At 60.9% G+C, this 22450-nt stretch carries 15 protein-coding genes and 5 tRNA genes; 9 read left to right on the forward strand and 11 right to left on the reverse strand.

Features of this window, described 5'->3' with window-relative positions:
- Positions 1-124: 124 nt before the first annotated feature.
- Positions 125-1990 carry a hypothetical protein gene (locus tag PC358_RS13830; RefSeq protein ID WP_033700594.1) on the reverse strand — a complete coding sequence of 622 codons (1866 nt, stop codon included), beginning with the start codon at positions 1988-1990 and terminating at the stop codon, positions 125-127.
- 241 nt (positions 1991-2231) lie between these two features.
- Here PC358_RS13830 and PC358_RS13835 point away from each other — a divergent pair, with 241 nt between their 5' ends.
- The 4 genes from PC358_RS13835 (at position 2232) to PC358_RS13850 (ending at position 11626) form a co-directional block, all read left to right on the forward strand.
- The gene (locus PC358_RS13835) at positions 2232-2684 is read left to right on the forward strand and encodes a hypothetical protein (RefSeq protein WP_152604623.1); all 453 of its coding nucleotides are present in this window, start codon (positions 2232-2234) and stop codon (positions 2682-2684) included.
- A 28-nt stretch (positions 2685-2712) separates the two neighbouring features.
- Positions 2713-7785: an RHS repeat-associated core domain-containing protein gene (locus PC358_RS28025; protein ID WP_050506125.1), complete on the forward strand. Its 5073-nt coding sequence runs from the start codon at positions 2713-2715 to the stop codon at positions 7783-7785.
- A 210-nt stretch (positions 7786-7995) separates the two neighbouring features.
- Positions 7996-10512, forward strand: coding sequence for a fimbria/pilus outer membrane usher protein (locus PC358_RS13845; RefSeq protein ID WP_033700597.1), 2517 nt, complete (start codon positions 7996-7998; stop codon positions 10510-10512).
- Between the two features lie 28 nt (positions 10513-10540).
- Positions 10541-11626: a fimbrial protein gene (locus PC358_RS13850; RefSeq protein ID WP_033700598.1), complete on the forward strand. Its 1086-nt coding sequence runs from the start codon at positions 10541-10543 to the stop codon at positions 11624-11626.
- Between the two features lie 103 nt (positions 11627-11729).
- On the opposite strand, the gene PC358_RS13855 is transcribed toward PC358_RS13850, so the two are convergent.
- From PC358_RS13855 to PC358_RS13875, 5 genes are all read right to left on the reverse strand, one after another.
- A tRNA-Gly gene (locus PC358_RS13855) sits at positions 11730-11805 on the reverse strand.
- Between the two features lie 84 nt (positions 11806-11889).
- Positions 11890-11965: transfer RNA gene (locus PC358_RS13860), tRNA-Gly, on the reverse strand.
- 3 nt (positions 11966-11968) lie between these two features.
- Positions 11969-12044, reverse strand: a tRNA-Glu gene (locus tag PC358_RS13865).
- A 92-nt stretch (positions 12045-12136) separates the two neighbouring features.
- Positions 12137-12212 (reverse strand) — tRNA-Gly (locus tag PC358_RS13870).
- A 3-nt stretch (positions 12213-12215) separates the two neighbouring features.
- A tRNA-Glu gene (locus tag PC358_RS13875) sits at positions 12216-12291 on the reverse strand.
- 354 nt (positions 12292-12645) lie between these two features.
- Between PC358_RS13875 and PC358_RS13880 the strand changes: the two genes are divergently transcribed.
- On the forward strand, positions 12646-13413 hold the full coding sequence (locus tag PC358_RS13880; protein ID WP_033700600.1) for a hypothetical protein: 768 nt from the start codon (positions 12646-12648) through the stop codon (positions 13411-13413).
- A gap of 49 nt (positions 13414-13462) precedes the next feature.
- Here the strand turns inward: PC358_RS13880 and PC358_RS13885 are convergent, their stop codons facing one another.
- Together PC358_RS13885 and PC358_RS13890 are read right to left on the reverse strand one after the other, a co-directional pair.
- The gene (locus PC358_RS13885; protein ID WP_033700602.1) at positions 13463-13945 is read right to left on the reverse strand and encodes a GAF domain-containing protein; all 483 of its coding nucleotides are present in this window, start codon (positions 13943-13945) and stop codon (positions 13463-13465) included.
- On the reverse strand, positions 13946-14833 hold the full coding sequence (locus tag PC358_RS13890) for an ATP-binding protein (protein ID WP_033700604.1): 888 nt from the start codon (positions 14831-14833) through the stop codon (positions 13946-13948).
- A 63-nt stretch (positions 14834-14896) separates the two neighbouring features.
- Between PC358_RS13890 and PC358_RS13895 the strand changes: the two genes are divergently transcribed.
- Positions 14897-17254, forward strand: coding sequence for a hybrid sensor histidine kinase/response regulator (locus tag PC358_RS13895; protein WP_033700605.1), 2358 nt, complete (start codon positions 14897-14899; stop codon positions 17252-17254).
- On the opposite strand, the gene PC358_RS13900 is transcribed toward PC358_RS13895, so the two are convergent.
- Both PC358_RS13900 and msrB read right to left on the reverse strand, forming a co-directional pair.
- Positions 17244-17732, reverse strand: coding sequence for a glutathione peroxidase (locus PC358_RS13900; protein WP_033700606.1), 489 nt, complete (start codon positions 17730-17732; stop codon positions 17244-17246). The genes PC358_RS13895 and PC358_RS13900 overlap by 11 nt on opposite strands.
- Before the next feature lie 13 nt (positions 17733-17745).
- Positions 17746-18141: a peptide-methionine (R)-S-oxide reductase MsrB gene (gene msrB / locus PC358_RS13905; protein ID WP_033700607.1), complete on the reverse strand. Its 396-nt coding sequence runs from the start codon at positions 18139-18141 to the stop codon at positions 17746-17748.
- 167 nt (positions 18142-18308) lie between these two features.
- On the opposite strand from msrB, the gene PC358_RS13910 reads away from it, so the two are divergent.
- Positions 18309-19520 carry a pyridoxal phosphate-dependent aminotransferase gene (locus PC358_RS13910; protein WP_033700608.1) on the forward strand — a complete coding sequence of 404 codons (1212 nt, stop codon included), beginning with the start codon at positions 18309-18311 and terminating at the stop codon, positions 19518-19520.
- A 308-nt stretch (positions 19521-19828) separates the two neighbouring features.
- Positions 19829-20716, forward strand: a complete 888-nt coding sequence (htpX, locus tag PC358_RS13915; RefSeq protein WP_016715101.1) for a protease HtpX — start codon at positions 19829-19831, stop codon at positions 20714-20716.
- A gap of 58 nt (positions 20717-20774) precedes the next feature.
- Here htpX and PC358_RS13920 read toward each other — a convergent pair whose 3' ends face one another.
- Positions 20775-21425 carry a thiopurine S-methyltransferase gene (locus tag PC358_RS13920; protein ID WP_033700609.1) on the reverse strand — a complete coding sequence of 217 codons (651 nt, stop codon included), beginning with the start codon at positions 21423-21425 and terminating at the stop codon, positions 20775-20777.
- A gap of 111 nt (positions 21426-21536) precedes the next feature.
- On the opposite strand from PC358_RS13920, the gene PC358_RS13925 reads away from it, so the two are divergent.
- A complete protein-coding gene (locus tag PC358_RS13925; RefSeq protein WP_033700611.1) occupies positions 21537-22304 on the forward strand; it encodes a DODA-type extradiol aromatic ring-opening family dioxygenase in 768 nt (255 codons plus the stop codon).
- Positions 22305-22450 lie beyond the last annotated feature (146 nt).

The following is a 22450-nucleotide window of genomic DNA, read 5'->3' on the forward strand; positions in this document are numbered from 1 at the left end:
GCACTGGCCAAACGTAATTCGCCCCAGCCGAGAGTGCGTGGCGCTTGTGCGAGATGAACGAGCTTTTGCGAATGGGTCATTCTGGCCATGGTTCCTTCTCCAATGTTTGTCGCCCTGCTGCTCTTCAGCGCGTACTTGAACGTCCGCCGCGCAGCGTCAAGCGCAGTGAGCGCATTTCAAAATAATGGTATTTGTCGTCGAAACTGACATGTGCATGTACAGTCAAACTTTGATTGAGCATTTGCTGCTCAAGCAGATTCCTGGGTATTAGCAGTTCAAGGCCGTTACGGACTTGCTGGGGGGTCACTTCAGCGTCCCATATAACCTCTTCCACCTCAGCGCGAAAAACGCCTGTGACCCACACCGTCACCCATTGCTTTTCGGCAATGAACACCCAGGGAGCGAGGGTGCAGCTTGCCCCGCTTGGGACGTCCCCCAGATACAAGTCGCTTCCCCTCGCGACCGGGCATTGAAGCTGCGGATACTGGGTGGGTTCAATAGGCAGTATGCGCAGCATGAAGTGCTCTGACTCGACATAGCTGCCGTCATCCCGCACCAGGCGATAAAACACCTTGAACCGCTTCGCCACGGCGTTTTCATTACGCTCCATGTTGGCCGCAATGCTGCCCGCACTTACGTGAAAGCGGCGTGGCTTGTTGGTATTGATCGGCTGGGTAACAATTTCCCGTCCCCGCTCGGCATGCCCCTCCCAGTGCACTTCGATGTGCTCATCTTTGAGAATGTCGACATCGTCAGGCACATCCACTAGTGCACCAGAGGTGACAAGGTAAGCTGCCAACAGACCACCGTCTTTTTCTGCCACGGCATTAAGCACTATCGGCGCTGGCAACTCCCGCGAGCGCAGCACTTGCACGGTCAGCAGCTCAGAGGCAAGGCTGCTGCCTTCGCGAGCGAACTGGTAACCGAGTGTCGCCGCTTGCCCCTGGCTGCTCATCAGCCAACGGGGTTCGAGGGTGAACACCAGGGCACCGCTGTCGATCGAACTTGGGTCAACACGCAACACCTGATACACATTGTCACTGGACAGCCAATACAGCAGCAGACGGTCCGAGACAGCCATGCCCTGATCCAGGTAAGGTGGAATCCTGATCGTCAAACCATCGCGAAAACGCGTAGGGTCCAAGGGGGCACCGGGCACGTGGCCATCCACGCTGGGCGCCGGCAGGCGATCTGGTAGGGTAATCTTCGAGTCCACGCGAAACCGCTGTACGGGCGATACGGCCGAACGGCCATCTTTGAAGTCAATGACATACTCGGCATCGAAGTACTCTCCCTCCAACCGGCGCACCCAGGTTGAGTCAACGGCGGCTTGCAAATGTTGGCCAGGAACCTCGACATTGAGGTTTTTTGTCCAGGTGTGCAGGTTCCCGAGATCGTCCTTACCCGTTAGCGTTATCGCAACCCTATCGCCGGGTTGCATGGCCTGGTAGGGCGGTATTACCAGCGCCATGGAGGCGCCCAGCGCCCGCCAGGCAACGACGAGGTCATGCGACGGTGCGGCCAGGGCCACCGACAAGGTTTCGGCACTTGGCCGTGGCCGCACGCCCACATAGCAAAAACGCCGCATAGACTCCCTCTCGAGCCGTGCTTCATGGATCTCGTAGGAGTAAAACGCCCAGCCACCGGCAGCGCTTTGCACTTCATCATTGCCAATGGTGTACAGCACACCCACGGTTGGATCGACACCACTAGGGACACGGAAAGGGTCTCTGAAATAGTCAAAGCTCTCCCCACTGGGCGCAGCTCCCACCCAGCGTGGAAAAATCTTATCCCCCGCCTTGATGCCGGGATAGTTGATGTATGTCCTCAACGGGTCGGTGCCCAACGCGAGCAAGTCGACTTCATCGTAACGCGTCAATCCTTCTATTTCAGGTTTGGGCAGGTCATTGTTGCGTGGGCGTGCATCACGAAGTGTCGTGGATGCAGACGCACGCTTAAACCAGTGGGCGAAGTTACGGATGAGCGTCATGCCGCATTACTCCATCATGCAAAAAACGATTAGTGGCGGAGCGGTTGCAGGCATTAATAGCGAATCGGCCAACGCGCGACAACTAGCATAATTAACAGGTCGACGGCGCCCACCCGTACCGAAACACAAACGGGTGACACCTGATATTTTTGACAGGTGCGCGGCACTGCGCATTGCCCTAGGCTCAGGACAGGAAGGGTACGTGAATCCAACGATATCCAAGATATTCAGGAGCGTGTTCATGACAGGCAAGAAGGACACACAGGCCACGGGCGTTATTATCATCAGGGAATCAATAGAAAGTAACGACTTCTGCTCCCTGCATATTCCGGACGCCGGCAGCAATCAAACTGTCGTATTGAGAATGAACCAAGGGGACTGTAAAGACAAAGACCCTCGCTTCATTGAACTTAACAGTTTTCCGTCGGCAACAAAGATCCTCCTGACCCGAAATGATAATGGCACGCCGGACGATGCCAGTTGGTGGATTGAACTCAAGACCACACGCAACAATGCCGCATTGGACAATGAAGAAATTACTTACCTGAACACCTATGACGTTGGCAGTTTCATCGAACAGGGTATCGGGGTCATGGTGATTGCCAAGCATGGCACCATCCAGCGCGACGAACTTCGCAGTGTGCGCGTCGTTACCTCGGCCGCGCCGCCGCGCGCTGAGCGTCTGCAGCGCTAATGCTCATCTTGAATGGGAGATGACAATAATGTTCTTGAATTCCAATGCGTTCAATTTCATGAGTTTCGTCCAGAACAACGTCGATCCGCGCACGGGCCAATACAACCTGGGCATCGAACTCCCCGAACTGATCGGCAACAACCTCTGCGGCCCACGCCTGCCCCTGCGCTTGAACTTCAGCCCGATGAACGACCAGGACTCAGGCTTTGGCATTGGCTGGGCATTGAACCTCAGCCAGTTCGAGATTCGCGCCAGCATGCTCAGCCTGGGTTCCGGGGAGCGCTTCAAGGTCAGTGACAACGGTCCGGGTGTGGAGCCGTTGATCGCCGAGCGCAAACTGGAGAGCTTCCACTTCCATAACGAAAGCGAACCGGACCAACAGCGGGTGCGTTATCGCCTGGTGCACAAGTCGGGCCTGGTCGAGGTGCTGGAGCCGCAGGACAACGACCGGGATATTGCCTTGCCCGTGCGCGTGCTGGCGCCTTCGGGCCACGGCTTGACCCTGGAGTACGAGCGCGATGTCGACGGGCCACGGCTGGTTCGGGTGAGCGACGACAGTGGCCGCGACCTGCTGGCCATCGACTACAGCAGCAACCACGAGGTACTGCTCGACCTGCACCCCAGCGACGACCCCGAGGTCGAGCCCTGGGCCCGCTACACCCTGTCGCGTAACGGTGCCGACGAGTTGACCGATGTGGTGCTGCCGACCGACGAGCAGGCCAGTTGGCACTTCGAGTATCAGCGCTTCGGCAACCTGCGCTGCGTCAGCAGGGTGGACAACCCCCTCGGTGGAACCGAGCGGGTCTACTACCGTACCCAAGGGCATCGCTTCCCGCCGGCTGCCGATGGCCTGACGCGCTGGCTGCCCAACGTCGAACGGCATGTGGTGCAACCCGGTGCTGGCCAGCCAGAAATGGTCACCGAGTACGACTACAGCCCGGAGAACTTCCTCGGCTACGGTGGCACCGGCATCGTCTGGAGGGACGATGGCCTGGACAACCTGTACAAGCTCGTCGGCAACCGCTACCAATACACCTCCACCGCCCGCTACAGAGTGCCCGGCGAGCCGGATGACGCCGGCAACCCGACCGAAGTCGACGCACGCACCATCACCCGAACGTTCAACCGTTTCCATCTGTTGAATGAACAGGTCACGCGCCAGGACGACTGCGTCGAAACCGTCAGCACCACCTACCACGAAGTGGCCGGCCAGCGTTTCGAAAACCAGCCGGAAAAGTTCCAGCTACCCCACGTCATGACAAAAGTCTGGAGACTGGCGAATGATCCGCGGGAGTACCGGGAAGAAAACGTCACCACCGACTACGACGCGTTCGGCAACCTGACCGAGGAGACCCAAGCCAACGGCATCCGTACGGTCAATACCTACCACCCGGCCAATCCGGAAGGTTTCGTCGGCACTCTGGAAAGCCTGACGGTATATCCAGCCGACTGCTCGGTGGAGCCAGGCCACGAGCCAGCACAAACTATTCGCGTCCGTTATCAATACCGCCAGCTCGCACCTCTACCGCCTGCGCAGGGGTACAAAGCACAGGAAGACTGGTTGCTACGCAACGAGGAAGAGATCTTCCAGGTATTGATCGACAGTGAAAGCAAAGAGCAGGAGCAATCGCTGCAAAAGACAGAATGCGGGTATTTGGAGGACAGCAGCAATGCGTTCCTGTATGGCCGCATGGACCATCAGTCAACGACCCTGAATGGCACCACCGCTCGCAGTCAATGGAAATACAAACGGCTGGATGACGAAGCCGGGCTGCCCACGCTGCTGTCGACCGAGCATACCTATACAGCCCCAGGCGGCACCCTACAGCGCAAGATCGAACAGATCCAGCATGTCACCACCGGTGGCTTGTATCAGCAACAGGACCTCAACGGCGTCATCACCCGCTACCGCCACGACAAGCTCAACCGGATGCTGGAAGAAACAGTGGGCGCAGACACCACCGAGGCTGCAACGCGCCACTACGCGTACCGTCTGCTCAACCAGAACGATCGTGGCCAGGCTTTCGAAGAAGCGACCGACGTCAAAGGCGTACTCACCCGTACTTATCTGGACGGCGCTAGCCGTACACTGCGCCAGGAACTGCAAACCCTCGACGAAAACAAGCAACCGCAGACACTGCCTGTGCACTACCAGGCACGCTATGACCCTCTAGGAAACCAGGCCGGCGAGACCCTTTACGACCACTACACACAAGACGGTGAAGAACGGGTAGTAGCAGTAGACTTCAGCTTCAGCTACGACGGCTGGGGCCAGCGCTGCAAGGTCGAGCGACCCGATGGTGTAATCGAACACCGGGACTTCTCACCCTTTGGTGCCAACGGCAACCGTATCAAGACATGGATCACCAGCGCCAAAAACCCGAAGCTGAAGCGCCGACAGCAGGTCAGTGAGTTCAACCGGTTTGACAAGCCCGTGTATGAGTATCGCCTGGACGGCAACCGCGAAGTTGGCAGGCACGACTACCAATACGACGGGCTTGGCCGCAGCACGAAGGAGACGCTCGCACTCCAAGGCAACCTCGACGCGCCCACCCTGCGTTCGACCCATTACCATTACGATGCCTGGGGCCGCATGCACAAGACCCAGCGCCCCGATGACAGCCTGCTGGAGCGGCAATTCGCGGCGCACAGCCTCAGTGAGCTGACCACGCTGTTCCAGGTGCGCAAACCTGCCAACGGCGTTGCTCGGCCTGTCTGCAAACGTGAGTTCGATGGCTTGGAACGTCTTGAGAAAATCAGCGTAGGGCCACGGGTAGAAGACTACACGTACCAAGGCTCTCAGACCCTGGTCCATCAGCGCACCGCCTACCGCATGGAAAACGGCAACCCCGGCCAGGACAAGCGCGTCATTACCTATGGCTACAAACCTCAGCTGACCGACCAACCGCAGACGATCGAAACGACTCGCCAGCAGGGCGGCAAAGGGACGGCAGCCAACCTGGCACGCTTCGACTACGAAGAAAGTGCGGCGATCACGAGTGCCAAGGAAGATACCCAAGGGACGCGCAGCTACACGTACACCCCACTGGGCTATCTGCTCCAGGAAAAATGGGACAGCAAGGACAGCACCGGCTATCACGTCGACTACGCGCACTCGCCGCAAGGTCGCCTGCTGTCGCGCCAGGACAGTGACGGCCAGGCAGTCGTGCATGCGTATGACGCCCAGGGGCGAATTGCCCACACTCGCCAGCAGTCATTGAAAGCCGCATTCAGCTACGACGAAGAGGGGCTGCTTGAAAGCACCGAAACGGTCGATGAGGCCAGTGGCCGCCGCGTGCTGTGCTCGCTGCAACACGACACCCTCGGCCGCGAAGTAAAACGCACCTTGAGCGTTGACGGCGGCGTGGCCCATGAGTTGCATCTGGTGTGGCGAGATGACGACCTGCTGCTTGAGCGCCGCCTGGAGAAAGACGGCACCGTGTTGCTCAAGGAGAACTTCGAGTACGACGCGCTCAACCGTCTGGCCTTCCATGACAGCGAGGGCCCCCTGCTGCCTTGCAACGCCAAAGGCCGGCCGATCATCAGCCAGCGGTTCGATTTCGACGAACAAGATAACTTGACCCATTGCCGAACCTGGTTCGACGACGACGAGGTGGATGACGCCGACTTCACCTACCTGGCCGATGGCAGCTTCCAGCTCGCCGCAGTGGCCCACACGCTGGTTACCGATTACCCGGCCCGCCAAGCCTTCAGGTATGACGAACTGGGCAATGCTCTCAATGACGAATGGGGGCGGCGCCTGGTCTATGACAGTGTGGGGCGCTTGCAGGAAGTACGCGACGCCGATGACGACGACCAGGTCCTGGCCAGTTATCGCTATGACGGCCATGACCAGCTGTATGCCGCGCGCTACGGCACCGCAGCCGAAGTACTGCGTCGCTACCAGGGCAACCAGGTCGACCGCACCGTGCAGGACGGCCTGCTGACCCACTACCTGTACCAGAACGAGATGGCGCTTGGCCTCAACCAATGGCGAGGGGACCAGTTGCAGGACAGCCGTCTGCTGCTCAGCGATGCCCAAGGTACTGTCCTCGCCGAATATGACGCCGACGGCTTGCGGCCGAAACAGGAGGCTACCGGCGAACTGCACCCGACCACGTACAGCGCCTATGGCGAACGCCCGGAAGATAACGGCCTGCGCACACTGCTTGGGTTCCTCGGCGAGTTGCGCGACGAGCTGTTCGGCTGGTACATGCTGGGCCGAGGTTATCGCGCCTACAACCCCAGCCTCATGCGTTTCCACAGCCCCGATTCGCTCGCCCCCGAAGAGTCAGGCATCAACCCTTACCTGTACTGCCTCGGCGACCCGGTGAACTGGCGTGACCCCACCGGCCATCGCAGCGCCTATGGCTATGGCAAGGAAAACCCCACCGACCGCAGCTACCACCCGCCTTACATCGATCCAATCGAGAGACCGAAAGGAGGCTGGGCGCAATGGCTTGGCGTAGGTATCGCAGGATTGTTCCTGGTGATTTCCGCCGTGACGATGCCTTGGACTGCGCCCTTGAGCATTGGCTATGTCGTCGCCATTGCCGGGCTCGGCATGCAGGCGGCGGGTGTCGGGTTGCAGGTCGCGGCGATATATACCGAGGATGAAAACCTGGCGAATACGTTCTACATGCTCTCGAACGCGTTGCAGATCGTGGGGGGGCTGATGTTCGGGATTGGGCGAGGGATGGCTCTCAAGGTAGCGAAGGAGCTAAAGCATTGGACCAAACACCCACTTATGCAGCCAGGCTCTAAATTTGAGCTACCACGCCCTAAATTTAGTTCACCGCGCTCGCCGATAAAGCTATCAACAACGGGAGGAGATCCCATCATTACTAGGGGTACTCCCATGAGTGCTCAGACTACAGCAGGCAATTCAAGTGTTCGCTCAACCTCCAGTCAGGTGTTCAAGAACATGGAAAATAATACGCAATGGCGGAGCCTCACTACCAAAAACAGGGCAATTTATTCACCTGGAACACCGGGAGAATTCTACTTCACCTTACCCACTTCCGGGGCATCTGGGGCACCTTGGGCTCCCGTCACTAGACCCTGGAGTTTTTCTTTACTAAACGCCTTGTCCTCCCTTTAACTTTTACTCTAATCCGCTCTTGATTCCCTGCCGCCTTTAGCGGCAGGGGATTTCCCCCGTCTTAACCTGCAAGCCGCGACAGTACAGATGTTCCGCTCCTCAGAACAGAATTTTCCTACATCCCCCGCCTCCCCATCCTTCATATCCTCTGGCCATCAGCTCACCCCCCTGCCCAACGTCTTGAGCAGTTGAATCGACCAGGAAAGCTCCATGCCACAGCTTGAACGGCGCAGGCCACTGCCGTCGCGTCCGCGTTTTGCCTCGCTTTTGCCCATTGCCGGTGGCGGACTGCTGCTGGCCTTCGCACCACCGGCACTGGCCACAACCGCCCCGGCGCAGTTCCACACTGCCTTCATGCGTCAGGCCCCCGGCCAGCCACAGGACGCCGGTCAACAGGCGCTGCAGGGGTTGCAGGCGAACACCCCGCTAGCCGCAGGACGCTACCGGGTCGAGCTGCTGGTCAACCTGAGTTCGGCAGGCCAGCACGAACTGGACTTCCACGACCCCCTTAACGGCCAGGGCCTGCAAGCGTGCCTGAGCGCCGACCTATTGCGTGAACTAGGGCTGCGCGAGCAGGCCCTGGAGGTGCCGCTGCCCAGCGACGCGAGTTGCATCGACTTGCCAAGCCTGGTGCCGCAAGCGGAGGTGGACTTCAACCCCGCGCTGCTGCGCTTGAGCATATCGATTCCACAAATCGCCCTGCGCCGCGACATCAGCGGGCAGGTGCCCGTAGAGCGCTGGGACCCTGGCATCAACGCAGCCTTCGTCAACTACCAGGCGTCCGCCCAGCACAGCCGAGGTCGAGGTGGCAGCCGCAGCAGCCAGGACCTGTACCTGAGCAGCGGCCTGAACCTGGGCGCCTGGCAGTTGCGCAGCAACCAGGCATTGCGCCAGGACCACACTGGCCAACACAGCTGGACCCGCAGCAGCACTTATGCCCGCCGCGACTTGCCGGCCTTGCGCGCCAGCCTGACCCTCGGCGAAACCTTCACCAACAGCGAAGTATTCCGCAGCCTACCGTTCAAGGGCGCGCAGATGGCTTCGGACCACGAAATGCTCCCCGATGCCATGCAGAGCTATGCGCCGGTCATCCGCGGCGTGGCACAAACACGCGCCAAGCTGGAAGTGCTGCACAACGGGTACCCGATCTACGCCACCTACGTCGCGCCAGGCCCCTATGCAATCGACGACCTGAGCGTCGGCGCCGGCCACGGTGAGCTAGAGATCGTTCTCACCGAAAGCGATGGCCAGGTGAGCCGCTTCACCCAACCCTATTCGTCACTGGGCAACCTGCTGCGCGAAGGCATCTGGCGCTATACCGCCAGCCTCGGCCGCTACAACGGCGCCGAACACATCGACTCCCCCAAATTCTGGCAAGGCACCTTTGCCCGCGGCGGTGCCTGGGACACCACCCTGTACGGCGGCGCGATGAACAGCGACTATTACCGCGCCGGAGCCTTCGGCCTGGCACGCGATTTCGGTTCGATAGGCGGCTTGTCGTTGGATGTCACCCATGCCCGTAGTGACCTGGGCAGCAGCCTCGGCCAGGTTACCGGCAACAGCTTCGCCATGCGCTACGGCAAAAGCTTCCAGACCAACACCAACCTACGTTTCGCTGGGTATCGCTATTCCACCGAAGGGTACAGAGACTTCGACGAAGCCGTGCAACAACGCTACGCCGCCGCCGATTACCTGGGCAACCGCCGCAGCCGCCTCGAGGCCTCTGTCTATCAGAACCTGGGCAAGCGTGGCTCGTTGAGCCTGACCCTGACCCAGGACGATTACTGGAACAGTAACTTCCAGCGACGCCAGTACCAGCTGCAGTACAACACCCAGTACAGCAACTTGGGCATCAACTTTTTTGCCTCCCAGACTTTAAGCAGCAACCGCGCCGAAAACAGGCTGTTCGGCGTGAGTTTTTCACTGCCGCTGGATTCACCACGCTATCGCAGCGCGACCTTCGACGTGCGCCGTTCCAATGGCGCCTATAACCAGCGCGCAAGCCTGGGGGGCAGCCTCAACGACAAGAACCTGGATTATCGCCTCTCGGCCAGCAACGACGAGCAGCAACGCAAAAGCGCCGAACTGTCACTCGGCTACCTGGGCGAACAAGTCAGCCTTGGCGCCGGTTACACGCAAGGTGCCGACTACAGCAGCGTATCGGTGAATGCCAGTGGCGCCCTGCTGGCCCATAGCCAAGGGCTGACACTGGGCAACTATCTGGGCGAAACGGCTGCCTTGGTGCATGTCCCGGACATCGCCGGCGTTGGCGTGCAGAACACCGGCAAGGCGCGCACCAATAGCGATGGCTACCTGTTGGTCCCACACTTGCGGCCCTACCGCAGCAACACGCTGATCCTCGAAACCGATGATCTGGGCCCGGACGCGATCATCGAAACCGGGACCCTGCAAGTGGTGCCGCAGCGCGGCGCGCTGGTCAAGGCACGCTTCGAGGCACGGCGGGTGACCCGCCTGGTGCTTACCTTGCAACAGCCCGATGGGCGCCCAATGCCCTTCGGTTCGGTGGTCAAGGATGAGCAAGACCAGACATTGGCGGTAGTCGGCCAGGCAGGCCAGGCCCTGGTCGCCATCGAGGCGCCGCAGCAGACACTGCACGTGAGCTGGACCAACCAGCAGACGCCGCACTGCCAGATACACATCAATCTCGAAGACATGCACCAGGATGGCGGTTATTACCTGCAAACCGTGCAGTGCCAGCCTCAATGACCCGATCACGCTCTGCGGATAGACTCCCATGCACATTACTTCACGCCCACGTTTTCGCCCCGTATCCCTGGCAGCTTACGCGCTCCTGCTGTGGCCGTTCGCACAGGTTGCGCTGGCTGACTGCACCTATGATCCCGGCCATTCTGGCCCGATAAACTATGAAGTGGACATGGGATCAGTATGGATGCCCCGCGATGCACCGAATGGCACGGTCATTGCCACTGCAAGCCCACTGTTGGAGGCGCGCACCCGCCTGATGTGCCACTTTGAAAGTGGCAGAGAAGTGTTCGCCATATTGACCAATACTGCCCCTATCGCCGTACTGTCCACGCCGTTGGCGGGCAATAGCGCCCGGCAGATCCCTATTCTGCAAACCAAGATTCCCGGTATTGGGGCAACGATTGAGGTAGGTGAACCTTTCGATGGCAACGCGGTGAGCTACTCGAATCGATTCAGCGCCGACCCAGGCACGCCGAACGCCATTCCTTACTCCGGCGCCATGCGCAAACGCACGCCCAGCCCCGCGCAGATGTACTGGTTCAAACCAACGGTAACCTTGATCAAGATTGGCCCCATCGCACCCGGGCCACAGCGTATCGACGAAGAAATGTTCCGCGGCATCATCGATATGCGAGGCGATGTCATGGATTTCAGGCTCAGGGCCACGATCAATCATGCCCAGTGCACACTCAGGCCCGATGCGGTCAGTGCCGACCCCGTGCAACTCGGTGACCATACGCTGGCCGACTTCACCGGGACGGGCTCGACCACCGTGAAAGTGCCCTTTCACATTCGCCTGAACGACTGCCAGGATGACAGCTCAGGCAGTGTGGCCATGGCGCATATTCGCCTGGACGGCGCCCGAGGATCGAGCAGCCTGGACCGGAGCCAGGGCTTGTTCAGCCTGACCAGCAACTCGACAGCCAAGGGAATTGGTATTCAGCTGCTACGCGATGACGGGTCGAGCATGCTGCTGGAAGAGGAAGTGCCAGTGAAGAGGCTGGCAATCGGCGAGACTCGCCTGGACTTCCAGGCTCGCTACTATCAAACAGATTCGAAAGTTGAGCCTGGCCTGGCTGAAGGCGCACTGAACTTCACCATCAGCTACAAGTAAATGCGCCCCCTGTCCAGTGCTGCCAGGCAGCACCGGACAGGATAAAAACCCAAACGACAAAAACGACAGAAGGGACTTTCGTCCCTTCTGTCGTTTACGTGTTTGGAGCGGGAAACGAGACTCGAACTCGCGACCCCGACCTTGGCAAGGTCGTGCTCTACCAACTGAGCTATTCCCGCATTGTGAAGCTTTACCGCTACCGGCGTGAACGCACTGAAGACCTTCACCACCACTGTACCGCATAGACGCCACAGTATTTAAACTGGAGCGGGAAACGAGACTCGAACTCGCGACCCCGACCTTGGCAAGGTCGTGCTCTACCAACTGAGCTATTCCCGCAAATGGCGTCCCCTAGGGGACTCGAACCCCTGTTACCGCCGTGAAAGGGCGGTGTCCTAGGCCACTAGACGAAGGGGACACACAACACTTTTCAGTGCGCCAGGTATTGAACCTCACGATTCAGCCTGGGCTTTCTTTTCCTGCCCCGCCGTTAAGCGTTGCCGGAGAAACTGGAGCGGGAAACGAGACTCGAACTCGCGACCCCGACCTTGGCAAGGTCGTGCTCTACCAACTGAGCTATTCCCGCAAATGGCGTCCCCTAGGGGACTCGAACCCCTGTTACCGCCGTGAAAGGGCGGTGTCCTAGGCCACTAGACGAAGGGGACACGCTGCAAGCATTTACATGCTGCTTTCACTTCCTGCCGCGTTCCGCTGTGTGCTTTACGCTGCAAGTGGCGCGCATTCTATGGATGCGACGGGGAGCCGTCAACCCCTTTGTAGAAATTTATTTAAATCAATGACTTCGGTCCATCTGAGTGCCCCTGCCAAGGAGTACCCGAGGTTTGGCGTTGATTTTCTGACGGCACCTCGGCAAGCTCGGTATCAATGTGCCGGCATCCGGTAGCGCTATTGTAGTTATAGGGCACGTGGCCGATATAAAAAGAGATTTGCCTGCCAGGGCCTCTCGCGGGCAAGCCTGCTCCTACACTGATGCATAACTTCTTCATGAGGCATTAACGGTGACACCACTTCTGATCACCCTGCTCATCGTGGCGGGTATCGCGTTACTGATCGTGATCGGCTACCTCAACAATGTGGTCGAAAACAGCAAGCTCGAACGCGCGCGGCTGAAAGTCGAGCTGGCCGATCGCTTGCGTCGCTGTGGCGAAATCACCGAGACCTTTCCCGGCCAGTTCATGACCCCGGCGCTCAAACTGCTGCTGACCCGCCTGGAGCTGAACCTCAACCAGCGGCAGTTGGCGGTGGACAAGCACAACGCCGAGCTCAAGGCGCGGATTGCCGAACTCGAAGGCCTGATTGCCCTGGGCGAAAAGATCCCGGTGAACAACCCCCCCAACCCGATCCAGGCCGAGGCCAAGGCCAAGGACGTGCGTTTTCTGCTTGAAGCGCTGCACAACCAGGTAGCCCGCGCCGCCCAGGAAGGCTTCCTGCCCGCCAGCGAGGCCAAGCAATGGGTCAAGGAAGTCCGTCATATCCTGGTGCTGTTGCACATCGAGTTCTTCAACAACCTTGGCCAGCAGGCCCTGCAGAAGGGCCAGCCGGGCCAGGCGCGCCTGGCTTTCGAGCGTGGTGTGCAGTACCTGCGCAAGCAGCCGGAGCCGAAAGTGTATGAAGAGCAGTTGACCTACCTGGAGAAACTGCTGGCCCGCGCCAATGCGCAGGTGCTGGACCAGATGGAGCCGGCACAGAACGAGCAGAATGAATTGAATGAAGGTCTCAAGACCGATGAGGAAGAGACCTGGAAGAAAAAAGCAATGTACGACTGATTCGGTAATCCTGTACCGCTCCCACAGGGGCCGGTACAGGCAAACACACTCAGCAGTCGGTCAATTCCAGGAAGATCGCCACCAGGCGCTCCATACCTTGCTGATCATCCTCACTGAAACGCCCAAGCTTCGGGCTGTCCAGGTCCAGCACGCCAATCAACCGCCCCTCTTTCACCAACGGGATCACCAGCTCGCTGTTGGACGCACTGTCACAGGCAATGTGCCCCGGGAACGCGTGCACATCCTCGATCCGCTGGGTTTGCCGCGTAGCCGCCGCTGCACCGCACACACCCTTGCCGAACGGAATCCGCACACAGGCCACCTGCCCCTGGAACGGCCCGAGCACCAGCTCATCGTTACGGTTGAGGTAGAACCCCGCCCAGTTCAGGTCATCCACCTGGTTATACAAGAACGCCGAAAACTGCGCGGCGTTGGCGATGAAGTCACGCTCGTCGGCAAACAGCGCCTGCACTTGCGCAGCCAGCAGGCGGTAGCCGTCAAGGCCGGTACCACTGGCATTGAGGTCGATCATTTATTTCTGCTCCAGCAATTGCAGCCCGACCCAGTAGCGGGCGAACTGATAGGCACAACGGCCATTACGGTTGCCGCGGCCGGTGGCCCAACGCACGGCGAGGATGTCCAGGGCTTCGTCACGCTGCCAACTCAGCCCGGCAGGGCGCGCCAACTGGCCGATCCAGTGTTCGACCACGTTGAGGAAGTGGTCTTGGGTGAAGGGGTAGAACGACAGCCACAGGCCAAAACGGTCAGACAAGGCGATCTTGTCTTCCACCGCCTCGCTGGGGTGGAGCTCGCCATCGACCCGCTTCCAGTTCTCGTTGTCGCTCTCTTTCTCGGGCACCAGGTGGCGGCGGTTGGAGGTGGCGTACAACAGGACATTGTCCGGAGCCTGCTCCAGCGAGCCGTCGAGCACGCTCTTGAGCACCCGGTAGTCGCCCTCGCCGGCTTCGAACGACAGGTCGTCGCAGAACAGGATGAAGCGTTGCGGCAGTTTCTGCAGTTGCTCGACTACCCGCGGCAGGTCGGCCAAATGGTCACGTTCGATTTCGATCAGGCGCAGGCCGGCACCTGCGTGCTCGGCCAGCAGGGCGCGCACCAGCGACGACTTGCCGGTGCCGCGCGAGCCCCACAGCAGCGCGTGGTTGGCCGGCAGGCCGTTGATGAACTGGTGGGTGTTACGGCCCAACTGGTCACGCTGCTGGTCGACGCCAATCAGGTCGGACAGGCGAATGTCCAGGCTGACTTCCAGCGGCATCAGGTAACCGCTGCGGCCATCGCGCTGCCAGCGGGCGGCCAGAGTGGTGTGCCAGTCGATGTCCGGGCGCAGTGCCGGCAACAGGGGTTCGAGGCGCGCCAATACCGATTCGGCGCGGTCCAGGAAAGCAATCAAGCGGGCGTCCATGACGACTCCTACACATTCAGATTCGGGGCGGCAATAGCCGCCAGCAGCCGGGGTTGATCGGCTATGCTTGCGCAGCGCAAGGGACGAGAAACCGGCTCGGGACTCATGGATATAAAGTTCACCAATCGCCTGTCATACAAGCAAGCCCGGTTGACAGTCCTGGTCGGCTTCATCCTGGGAACATTGCTCAGTCTCATCCAGATCGGCATCGATTATGCCAGCGAAGACGCGTCCATCAACCGCGAAGTGCGTGCACTGCTGCAAATCAGCCACAACCCGGCTTCACGCATCGCCTACAACATCGATGCGGAACTGGCCCTGGAGCTGACCCGCGGCCTGCTGCAATCGCCGGCGGTGGTCCGCGCGCGGCTGATCGACAACAACGACACCGTGCTGGCCGACGTCGAGCGCCCGCGCCTGGAAGACCGCTACCGGCCGCTGAGCGACTTTCTGTTCGGCGAACAGCGCCAGCTGCAGGACCGCCTGTTCCTTGCCCACATGCCCGAAGAATACCTTGGCACCCTGTACCTGGATGTCGACACTTATGCCTTCGGCAGCCGCTTCCTCGACCGCGCCGGCGTCACCCTGCTCACCGGTTTTGCCCGCAGCCTGGTGCTGACCGGCATTCTGCTGGCGCTGTTCTACATGATGCTGACCAAGCCGCTGGTGAACGTGATCGGTGCGCTCAGCGCCAGCGACCCGCGCAAGCCACGGCAAACCCGGCTGGAATGCCCCCACGGCCACGAGCACGATGAAATCGGCGTGCTGGTCAAGGTCGCCAACCAGCAGTTCGTTAGCATGGCCACCGAGATCGAGCAGCGGCGCACCGCCGAGAACCGCCTGACCCAGTACCTCAACGAGCTGGAAGACATCGTTTCGGCGCGCACCGACCAGCTCAAGGCCAGCAACAGCAGCCTGAGCCAGTCCAATCAAGAGCTCGAAGAAGCCCGCCGTCGCGCCCTCGACATGGCCCAGGCGCGGGCGGCCTTCCTAGCCAACATGAGCCATGAGATCCGCACCCCGCTCAACGGCATGCTCGGCATGATCGCCCTGGCCCTGGACAGCCCGCTGCCCAACGAGCAGCGCCAGCAGATGACCATCGCCCACGACTCGGGCAAGGTGCTGGTGGAGCTGCTCAACGATATTCTCGACCTGTCCAAGTTCGATGCCGGCCAGCTGGAACTGGAGCATATCGCCTTCGACATGGGCTCGATGGTCGAGGACACCGCCAACCTGCTGTCACAGAACACCGCACAAAGCGTCGAACTGACCTGCCTGATCGCCCGCGACTTCCCCAGCAGCGTGCTCGGCGACCCGACACGGGTGCGCCAGGTGGTCAGCAACTTGTTGTCCAACGCGCTCAAGTTCACCCGTTTCGGCCGCGTCGACATACGTTTGGCAAAGATCGTCGGCGGTGTGCGCCTGGAGGTTCGCGATACCGGCATAGGTATCCCGGAAGAGGCCCAGGCGCGGATCTTTCAGCCGTTCACCCAGGCAGGCGCCGGCATTACCCGCCAGTACGGCGGCACCGGCCTGGGCCTGGCCCTGACGCGCAACCTGTGCAAGGCCATGCACGGCCATCTGCATATTCAGTCCGAGCCGGGCTTTGGCAGCCGGTTCAGCGCAGAGTTGCCGCTGACCGTCCACACCGAGGCTATCCCGCCCGCGCTGCTGCAGGGGCGTGTGGTGGCCTTGAGCAATGCCGGCAGCGGGCTGCATGAACTGTTGCAAGACCTGTTACCCGCCTGGGGCCTGGCGTACCAGCGCCATGACAGCAGCGCAGGCCTGGATGCCACGCAGATCGACCTGCTGATCACCGATGACCTGGAGCATCTGTTCGAGCTGCGCCCAGCGATGAAAACGCCCCTCCTGCTGGTGACCGCCTATGGTAATTTCCTCTCCAGCGAGCAGTCCGTCAGCCTGGCGCCTTTGCATCAACTGGCCCGGCCACTGGCCCGCAACGCCCTGTACCAGACCCTGCGGCGCACCCTTCAAGGCCATGAGCCCGAGCACCCGCTGGCCAACCCGAGCACGGCTGCGGAACAAGGCCGCGCGCGGATTTTGCTGGTGGAGGACAACCCGGTGAACCAGCTGGTGGCCAAGGGCATGCTGGCCAAGCTCGGCTGCCAGGTGCAAGTGGCCAGCCAGGGTGCCGAGGCCTTGGAATGCCTGGAGCAGGACGAGTTCGACCTGGTGCTGATGGACTGCAACATGCCGGTGATGGATGGCTACGAAGCCAGCCGACGCATTCGCCAGAGCGGGCGCTGGCCTGAGCTGCCGATCGTCGCGCTGACCGCCAACGCCATGCCCGAGGAGCGTGAGCGCTGCCGCGCCGCAGGCATGAACGACTACCTGGCCAAGCCGTTTCGCCGCGAAGAGCTACTGGCACTGGTCGATCACTGGGTGCCCGTCAGCGGCTGAGCAGGCGCTCGATATCCGCTTCCAGGGCCTGCGGCTTGGTGGTCGGCGCATAGCGCGTGACCTGGCCGCTGGCCGGGTCGAGCAGGAACTTGGTGAAGTTCCACTTGATCTTCTGGCTGCCCAGCAGGCCCGGGGCACGTTGCTTGAGCTCGACGAACAGCGGGTGCGCACCGGGCCCGTTGACCTCGACCTTGCGAAACAACGGGAAGCTCACGCCGAAATTGCGCTCGCAGAACTGCGCGATTTCCCTCGCTTCGCCCGGCTCCTGCTTGCCGAACTGGTTGCAGGGAAAGCCCAGTACCACCAGGCCACGCTCGCGATAGTGCTGCCACAGCTGCTCCAGGCCCTTGTATTGAGGGGTGAAGCCGCACTGGCTGGCGGTGTTGACCACCAGCAGGGCCTTGCCTGGGAAGTCACCGAGTTTCTTGTGCTCGCCGCCCAATGTCACGCAGGGGATATCCAGCATCGATCCAGCCATGTTCGGGCTCCGGTCAGTCGCGCGGTTGCAGGTCGATGCACACCGAGTTGATGCAGTAACGCAGGCCGGTCGGCGGTGGGCCGTCGGGGAACACGTGGCCCAAGTGGGCATCACAGCGGGCGCAGGTGACTTCGGTGCGGATCATGCCGTGGGTAGTGTCGCGGATTTCGATCATCGCGCGGTCTTCGATCGGCGCGTAGAAGCTCGGCCAGCCGCAGCCGGAATCGAACTTGGTCTGGGCATCGAACAGCGGCAGGTTGCAGCAGATGCAGTGGTAGATGCCGTCGCGGCGCTCGCTGTTGTACTTGCCACTGAACGGGCGCTCGGTACCTTTCAGGCGGCACACCTGGTACTGCTCGGGGTCGAGCATCGACTGCCATTGTTCAAGTGTCTTGTCGATCTTTTGCATGTAGGGACCTCGGCAGGCTTAATTTCACCCCGCGCCGTCTTTTCCGTAACGCGGGTGGCACGTATATTAGGTGGCTTCGTGTGCCAGGCGTTCAGTCTGGCACCCGCGCCCTGCCCTTTCAAACCTTTCGACGGGGCGTTGCGCGTATTCTCAACCGGGACCCCATCATGCAGTTCAGCAAATCGAACAAGCTCGCCAATGTCTGCTACGACATTCGCGGCCCAGTGCTCAAGCACGCCAAACGCCTGGAGGAGGAAGGCCACCGCATCCTCAAGCTGAACATCGGCAACCCGGCGCCGTTTGGCTTCGAGGCGCCGGACGAAATCCTTCAGGATGTGATCCGCAACCTGCCCACCGCTCAGGGCTACAGCGACTCCAAGGGGTTGTTCAGCGCGCGCAAGGCGGTGATGCAGTACTGCCAGCAAAAAGAGATCGAAGGCGTCACCATCGAGGACATCTACCTGGGCAACGGTGTGTCCGAGCTGATCGTCATGTCGATGCAGGCACTGCTCAATAACGGCGACGAAGTGCTGATTCCGGCCCCGGACTACCCACTGTGGACCGCTGCGGTGAGCCTGGCTGGCGGCAAGCCGGTGCACTACCTGTGCGACGAGCAGGCCGACTGGTTCCCTGACCTTGAGGACATCAAGGCCAAGATCACGCCGAACACCAAGGCCCTGGTGATCATCAACCCGAACAACCCGACCGGCGCGGTTTACTCCAAAGAGCTGCTGCTGGGCATGCTGGAGCTGGCACGCCAGCACAACCTGGTGGTGTTCTCCGACGAGATCTACGACAAGATCCTCTACGACGAAGCCGTGCACATCAGCACCGCCTCGCTGGCGCCAGACCTGCTGTGCCTGACCTTCAACGGTCTGTCCAAGTCGTACCGGGTGGCGGGCTTCCGCTCAGGCTGGCTGATCATTTCCGGGCCCAAACACCACGCCCAGAGCTACATCGAAGGCATCGACATGCTGGCCAACATGCGCCTGTGCGCCAACGTGCCGGCCCAGCACGCCATCCAGACCGCCCTGGGCGGCTACCAGAGCATCAATGACCTGGTTCTGCCACAAGGCCGCCTGCTGGAGCAGCGCAACCGCACTTACGAGCTGCTCAATTCGATCCCCGGCGTGAGCTGCGTGAAGCCGATGGGCGCGCTGTATGCGTTCCCGAAGATCGACCCGAAAGTGTGCCCGATTCACAACGACGAGAAGTTCGTGCTCGACCTGCTGCTGTCAGAGAAGCTGCTGATCGTACAGGGCACGGCGTTCAACTGGCCGTGGCCGGACCACTTCCGTGTGGTGACCTTGCCGCGGGTAGATGACCTGGAGCAGGCAATCGGGCGGATCGGGAACTTCCTCAAGGGTTATTCGCAGTAAATTCCGGCGCGTTCCGGGGCAAGCACGCTCCCACAGATGCAACCCCGTACCTGAGGGTTGTGGAATTACTGTGGGAGCGGCGGTGCGGCGATCCGACTTGCCCCGCGAATGGGCTGCAAAGCAGCCCCCGCAATCCCATGTGATGTCTCTTACATCCTGCAACGCTCTGCCTCACAGCCCCAGCCTTTTCCTCTGCCATACTCCGCCGTACACAGTTTGAAATAGTCGCCCGATTGAATCGGCACGGCTTGCCCCTTATATACCCCGCAGTAAGCAACACACTCATCCGTCAGGAGAACGTAACAACCATGATGCGCATTCTGTTGTTTGTAGCCACCAACCTCGCGGTGGTGCTGGTTGCAAGCATTACCCTGAGCCTGTTCGGTTTCAACGGGTTCATGGCCGCCAACGGGGTCGACCTCAACCTCAGCAGCCTGCTGGTGTTCTGCGCCGTGTTCGGTTTTGCCGGCTCCCTCGTCTCGCTGTTCATCTCCAAGTGGATGGCGAAGATGAGCACCGGTACCCAGATCATCTCCCAGCCGCGCACCCGCCACGAGCAGTGGCTGTTGCAAACGGTCGAAGAGCTGTCGCGCGAGGCCGGCATCAAGATGCCCGAGGTGGGTATCTTCCCCGCGTACGAGGCCAATGCCTTTGCCACCGGCTGGAACCGTAACGACGCCCTGGTGGCCGTATCCCAGGGCCTGCTCGAGCGCTTCTCGCCCGATGAGGTGCGTGCGGTGCTGGCCCACGAAATCGGCCACGTGGCCAACGGTGACATGGTCACCCTGGCACTGGTGCAGGGCGTGGTGAACACCTTCGTGATGTTCTTCGCCCGCATCATCGGCAACTTCGTCGACAAGGTCATCTTCAAGAACGAAGAAGGCCAGGGCATCGCCTACTACGTGGCGACCATCGTTGCCGAACTGATCCTGGGCATCCTGGCCAGCATGATCGTCATGTGGTTCTCGCGACGCCGCGAGTACCGCGCCGACGAAGCCGGTGCGCAACTGGCCGGCACGGCCGCGATGATCGGCGCCCTGCAGCGCCTGCGCGTGGAGCAAGGCCTGCCGGTGCACATGCCGGACACCATGAAGGCCTTTGGCATCAATGGCGGCCTCAAGCACGGCCTGGCAGGCCTGCTGATGAGCCACCCGCCACTGGAAGACCGCATCGAGGCGCTGCGTCGCCGCGGTTGAGCCACCCGCTAAAAACAAAGGGCGACTTCGGTCGCCCTTTTTTTACGCGGCTACCCCATCAGAGCTGTATGCGATACACCCGCTCAAGCAGGCTCGTCGCACCCGCCTGAACAAACTTTTCGCTCTGCTCGATAATTTCCACGGCTTCCAGCGCCTGCACCTCGCCACCCGCAAACCCCTGCCGAACCTCAGCGTCCGCCACTGAAAACGGCGGGCCGGGCAACAGCGCCTGGTCATAACCCAGCGTCACCAACAGCCCTTGGCTACCCGACGGCAACCCCTCAGCCAGTAACTGCATGTACCGCAAGCGCATCTCGGGCGGCAAGGCAATCAACGCCGCGCGGTCATAGAACCCCGCGCAATCGGCCAGGTCCTGCGCCTGCAAGGCAAAGAAATCGCCGCACCACACTTCTACCCCGCCACTGCGCCAAACCTCGAATTCGCCCCTGTGCAACACCTCGGGCTCAAGCCTGTGCTCACGGAAAAAGCCCTCTACCGCCCGCCGCGACAGCTCCACGCCCAGCACGCGATGGCCCTGCCCTGCCAACCAGGCCAGGTCCAGGCTCTTACCGCACAACGGCACCAGCACTTGGCTGCCAGGCGCCAACGCCAGCGCTGGCCAGTGCGCCTGCAAGTAGGGATTGACCTGCGCTTGATGGAAGCCGATCTGGTTGTCGGCCCACCGCTTGTGCCAGAACGCTGGCTCCATGACTGCTCCTATACTGATCGAGCGCTTCGATAGAAAGCGCAGAAAACTTGGTTTGGATTTCGATCGGTAACTGATCGAAGATGACAGCATCTTAACCCTCAGGACCTCACCATGCTGCCCAGCCTTTTCATTTCCCATGGTTCCCCCATGCTGGCCCTGCACCCGGGCGCCAGCGGGCCGGCGTTGACCGGGCTGGCCAATGCCTTGGCGCAGCCCAAGGCAATCGTGGTGGTGTCGGCGCACTGGGAAAGCCGCGAGCTGGTGGTGACCGGCAGCAAGCAGCCCGAGACCTGGCACGACTTCCACGGCTTCCCCCCGGCGCTGTACGCCGTGCAGTACCCAGCACCCGGCGAGCCTGCACTGGCCGAACAGGTGTGTGCGTTACTGGGCGCTGCTGGCCTGCCGGCACGTACCGATACGCACCGCCCCTTCGACCATGGCGCCTGGGTACCGCTGAGCTTGATGTACCCGAGCGCCAACATCCCAGTGATTCAGGTTTCGCTGCCCAGCCAACAGGGGCCTGCCTTGCAGTTACAGGTCGGCCAGGCGCTGGCCGAGTTGCGCCAGCAGGGCGTGCTGCTGATTGGGTCGGGCAGTATCACTCACAACCTCGGCGAGCTGGACTGGCATGCCGGGCCGGACGCGATCGAGCCTTGGGCGTTGGCGTTTCGGGATTGGGTAGTGCAGCGGTTGGCCGAGGATGACCGCGCGGCGTTGCTGGATTACCGACGCCAGGCGCCGTTTGCAGTGCGTAACCACCCTAGCGATGAGCATTTGTTGCCGCTGTTTTTTGCGCTGGGGGCTGGGGGCGGGTTCGGCGTGGTGCACCAGGGGTTCACCTTGGGCGCACTGGGAATGGATATCTATCGGTTCGACTGACGAGCCTCTTCGCGGGACAAGCCCGCTCCCACAGATGGATAGTGCTTTCAAGCCCAATGCCATACCTGTGGGAGCGGGCTTGCCCCGCGAAGCAGCCGGCACAGGCAAAAAAAATCCCCAGCGCATGCCGGGGATTTTTTTATTAC

The organism is Pseudomonas capeferrum (assembly GCF_000731675.1).
Classification (GTDB): domain Bacteria; phylum Pseudomonadota; class Gammaproteobacteria; order Pseudomonadales; family Pseudomonadaceae; genus Aquipseudomonas; species Aquipseudomonas capeferrum.

Coding starts and splice junctions, on each gene's coding strand:
- PC358_RS13830 (WP_033700594.1), bottom strand. CDS start 1,990: ATGACGCTCATCCGTAACTTCGCCCACTGGTTTAAGCGTGCGTCTGCA.
- PC358_RS13835 (WP_152604623.1), top strand. CDS start 2,232: ATGACAGGCAAGAAGGACACACAGGCCACGGGCGTTATTATCATCAGG.
- PC358_RS28025 (WP_050506125.1), top strand. CDS start 2,713: ATGTTCTTGAATTCCAATGCGTTCAATTTCATGAGTTTCGTCCAGAAC.
- PC358_RS13845 (WP_033700597.1), top strand. CDS start 7,996: ATGCCACAGCTTGAACGGCGCAGGCCACTGCCGTCGCGTCCGCGTTTT.
- PC358_RS13850 (WP_033700598.1), top strand. CDS start 10,541: ATGCACATTACTTCACGCCCACGTTTTCGCCCCGTATCCCTGGCAGCT.
- PC358_RS13885 (WP_033700602.1), bottom strand. CDS start 13,945: ATGATCGACCTCAATGCCAGTGGTACCGGCCTTGACGGCTACCGCCTG.
- PC358_RS13890 (WP_033700604.1), bottom strand. CDS start 14,833: ATGGACGCCCGCTTGATTGCTTTCCTGGACCGCGCCGAATCGGTATTG.
- PC358_RS13895 (WP_033700605.1), top strand. CDS start 14,897: ATGCTTGCGCAGCGCAAGGGACGAGAAACCGGCTCGGGACTCATGGAT.
- PC358_RS13900 (WP_033700606.1), bottom strand. CDS start 17,732: ATGGCTGGATCGATGCTGGATATCCCCTGCGTGACATTGGGCGGCGAG.
- msrB (WP_033700607.1), bottom strand. CDS start 18,141: ATGCAAAAGATCGACAAGACACTTGAACAATGGCAGTCGATGCTCGAC.
- PC358_RS13910 (WP_033700608.1), top strand. CDS start 18,309: ATGCAGTTCAGCAAATCGAACAAGCTCGCCAATGTCTGCTACGACATT.
- htpX (WP_016715101.1), top strand. CDS start 19,829: ATGATGCGCATTCTGTTGTTTGTAGCCACCAACCTCGCGGTGGTGCTG.
- PC358_RS13920 (WP_033700609.1), bottom strand. CDS start 21,425: ATGGAGCCAGCGTTCTGGCACAAGCGGTGGGCCGACAACCAGATCGGC.
- PC358_RS13925 (WP_033700611.1), top strand. CDS start 21,537: ATGCTGCCCAGCCTTTTCATTTCCCATGGTTCCCCCATGCTGGCCCTG.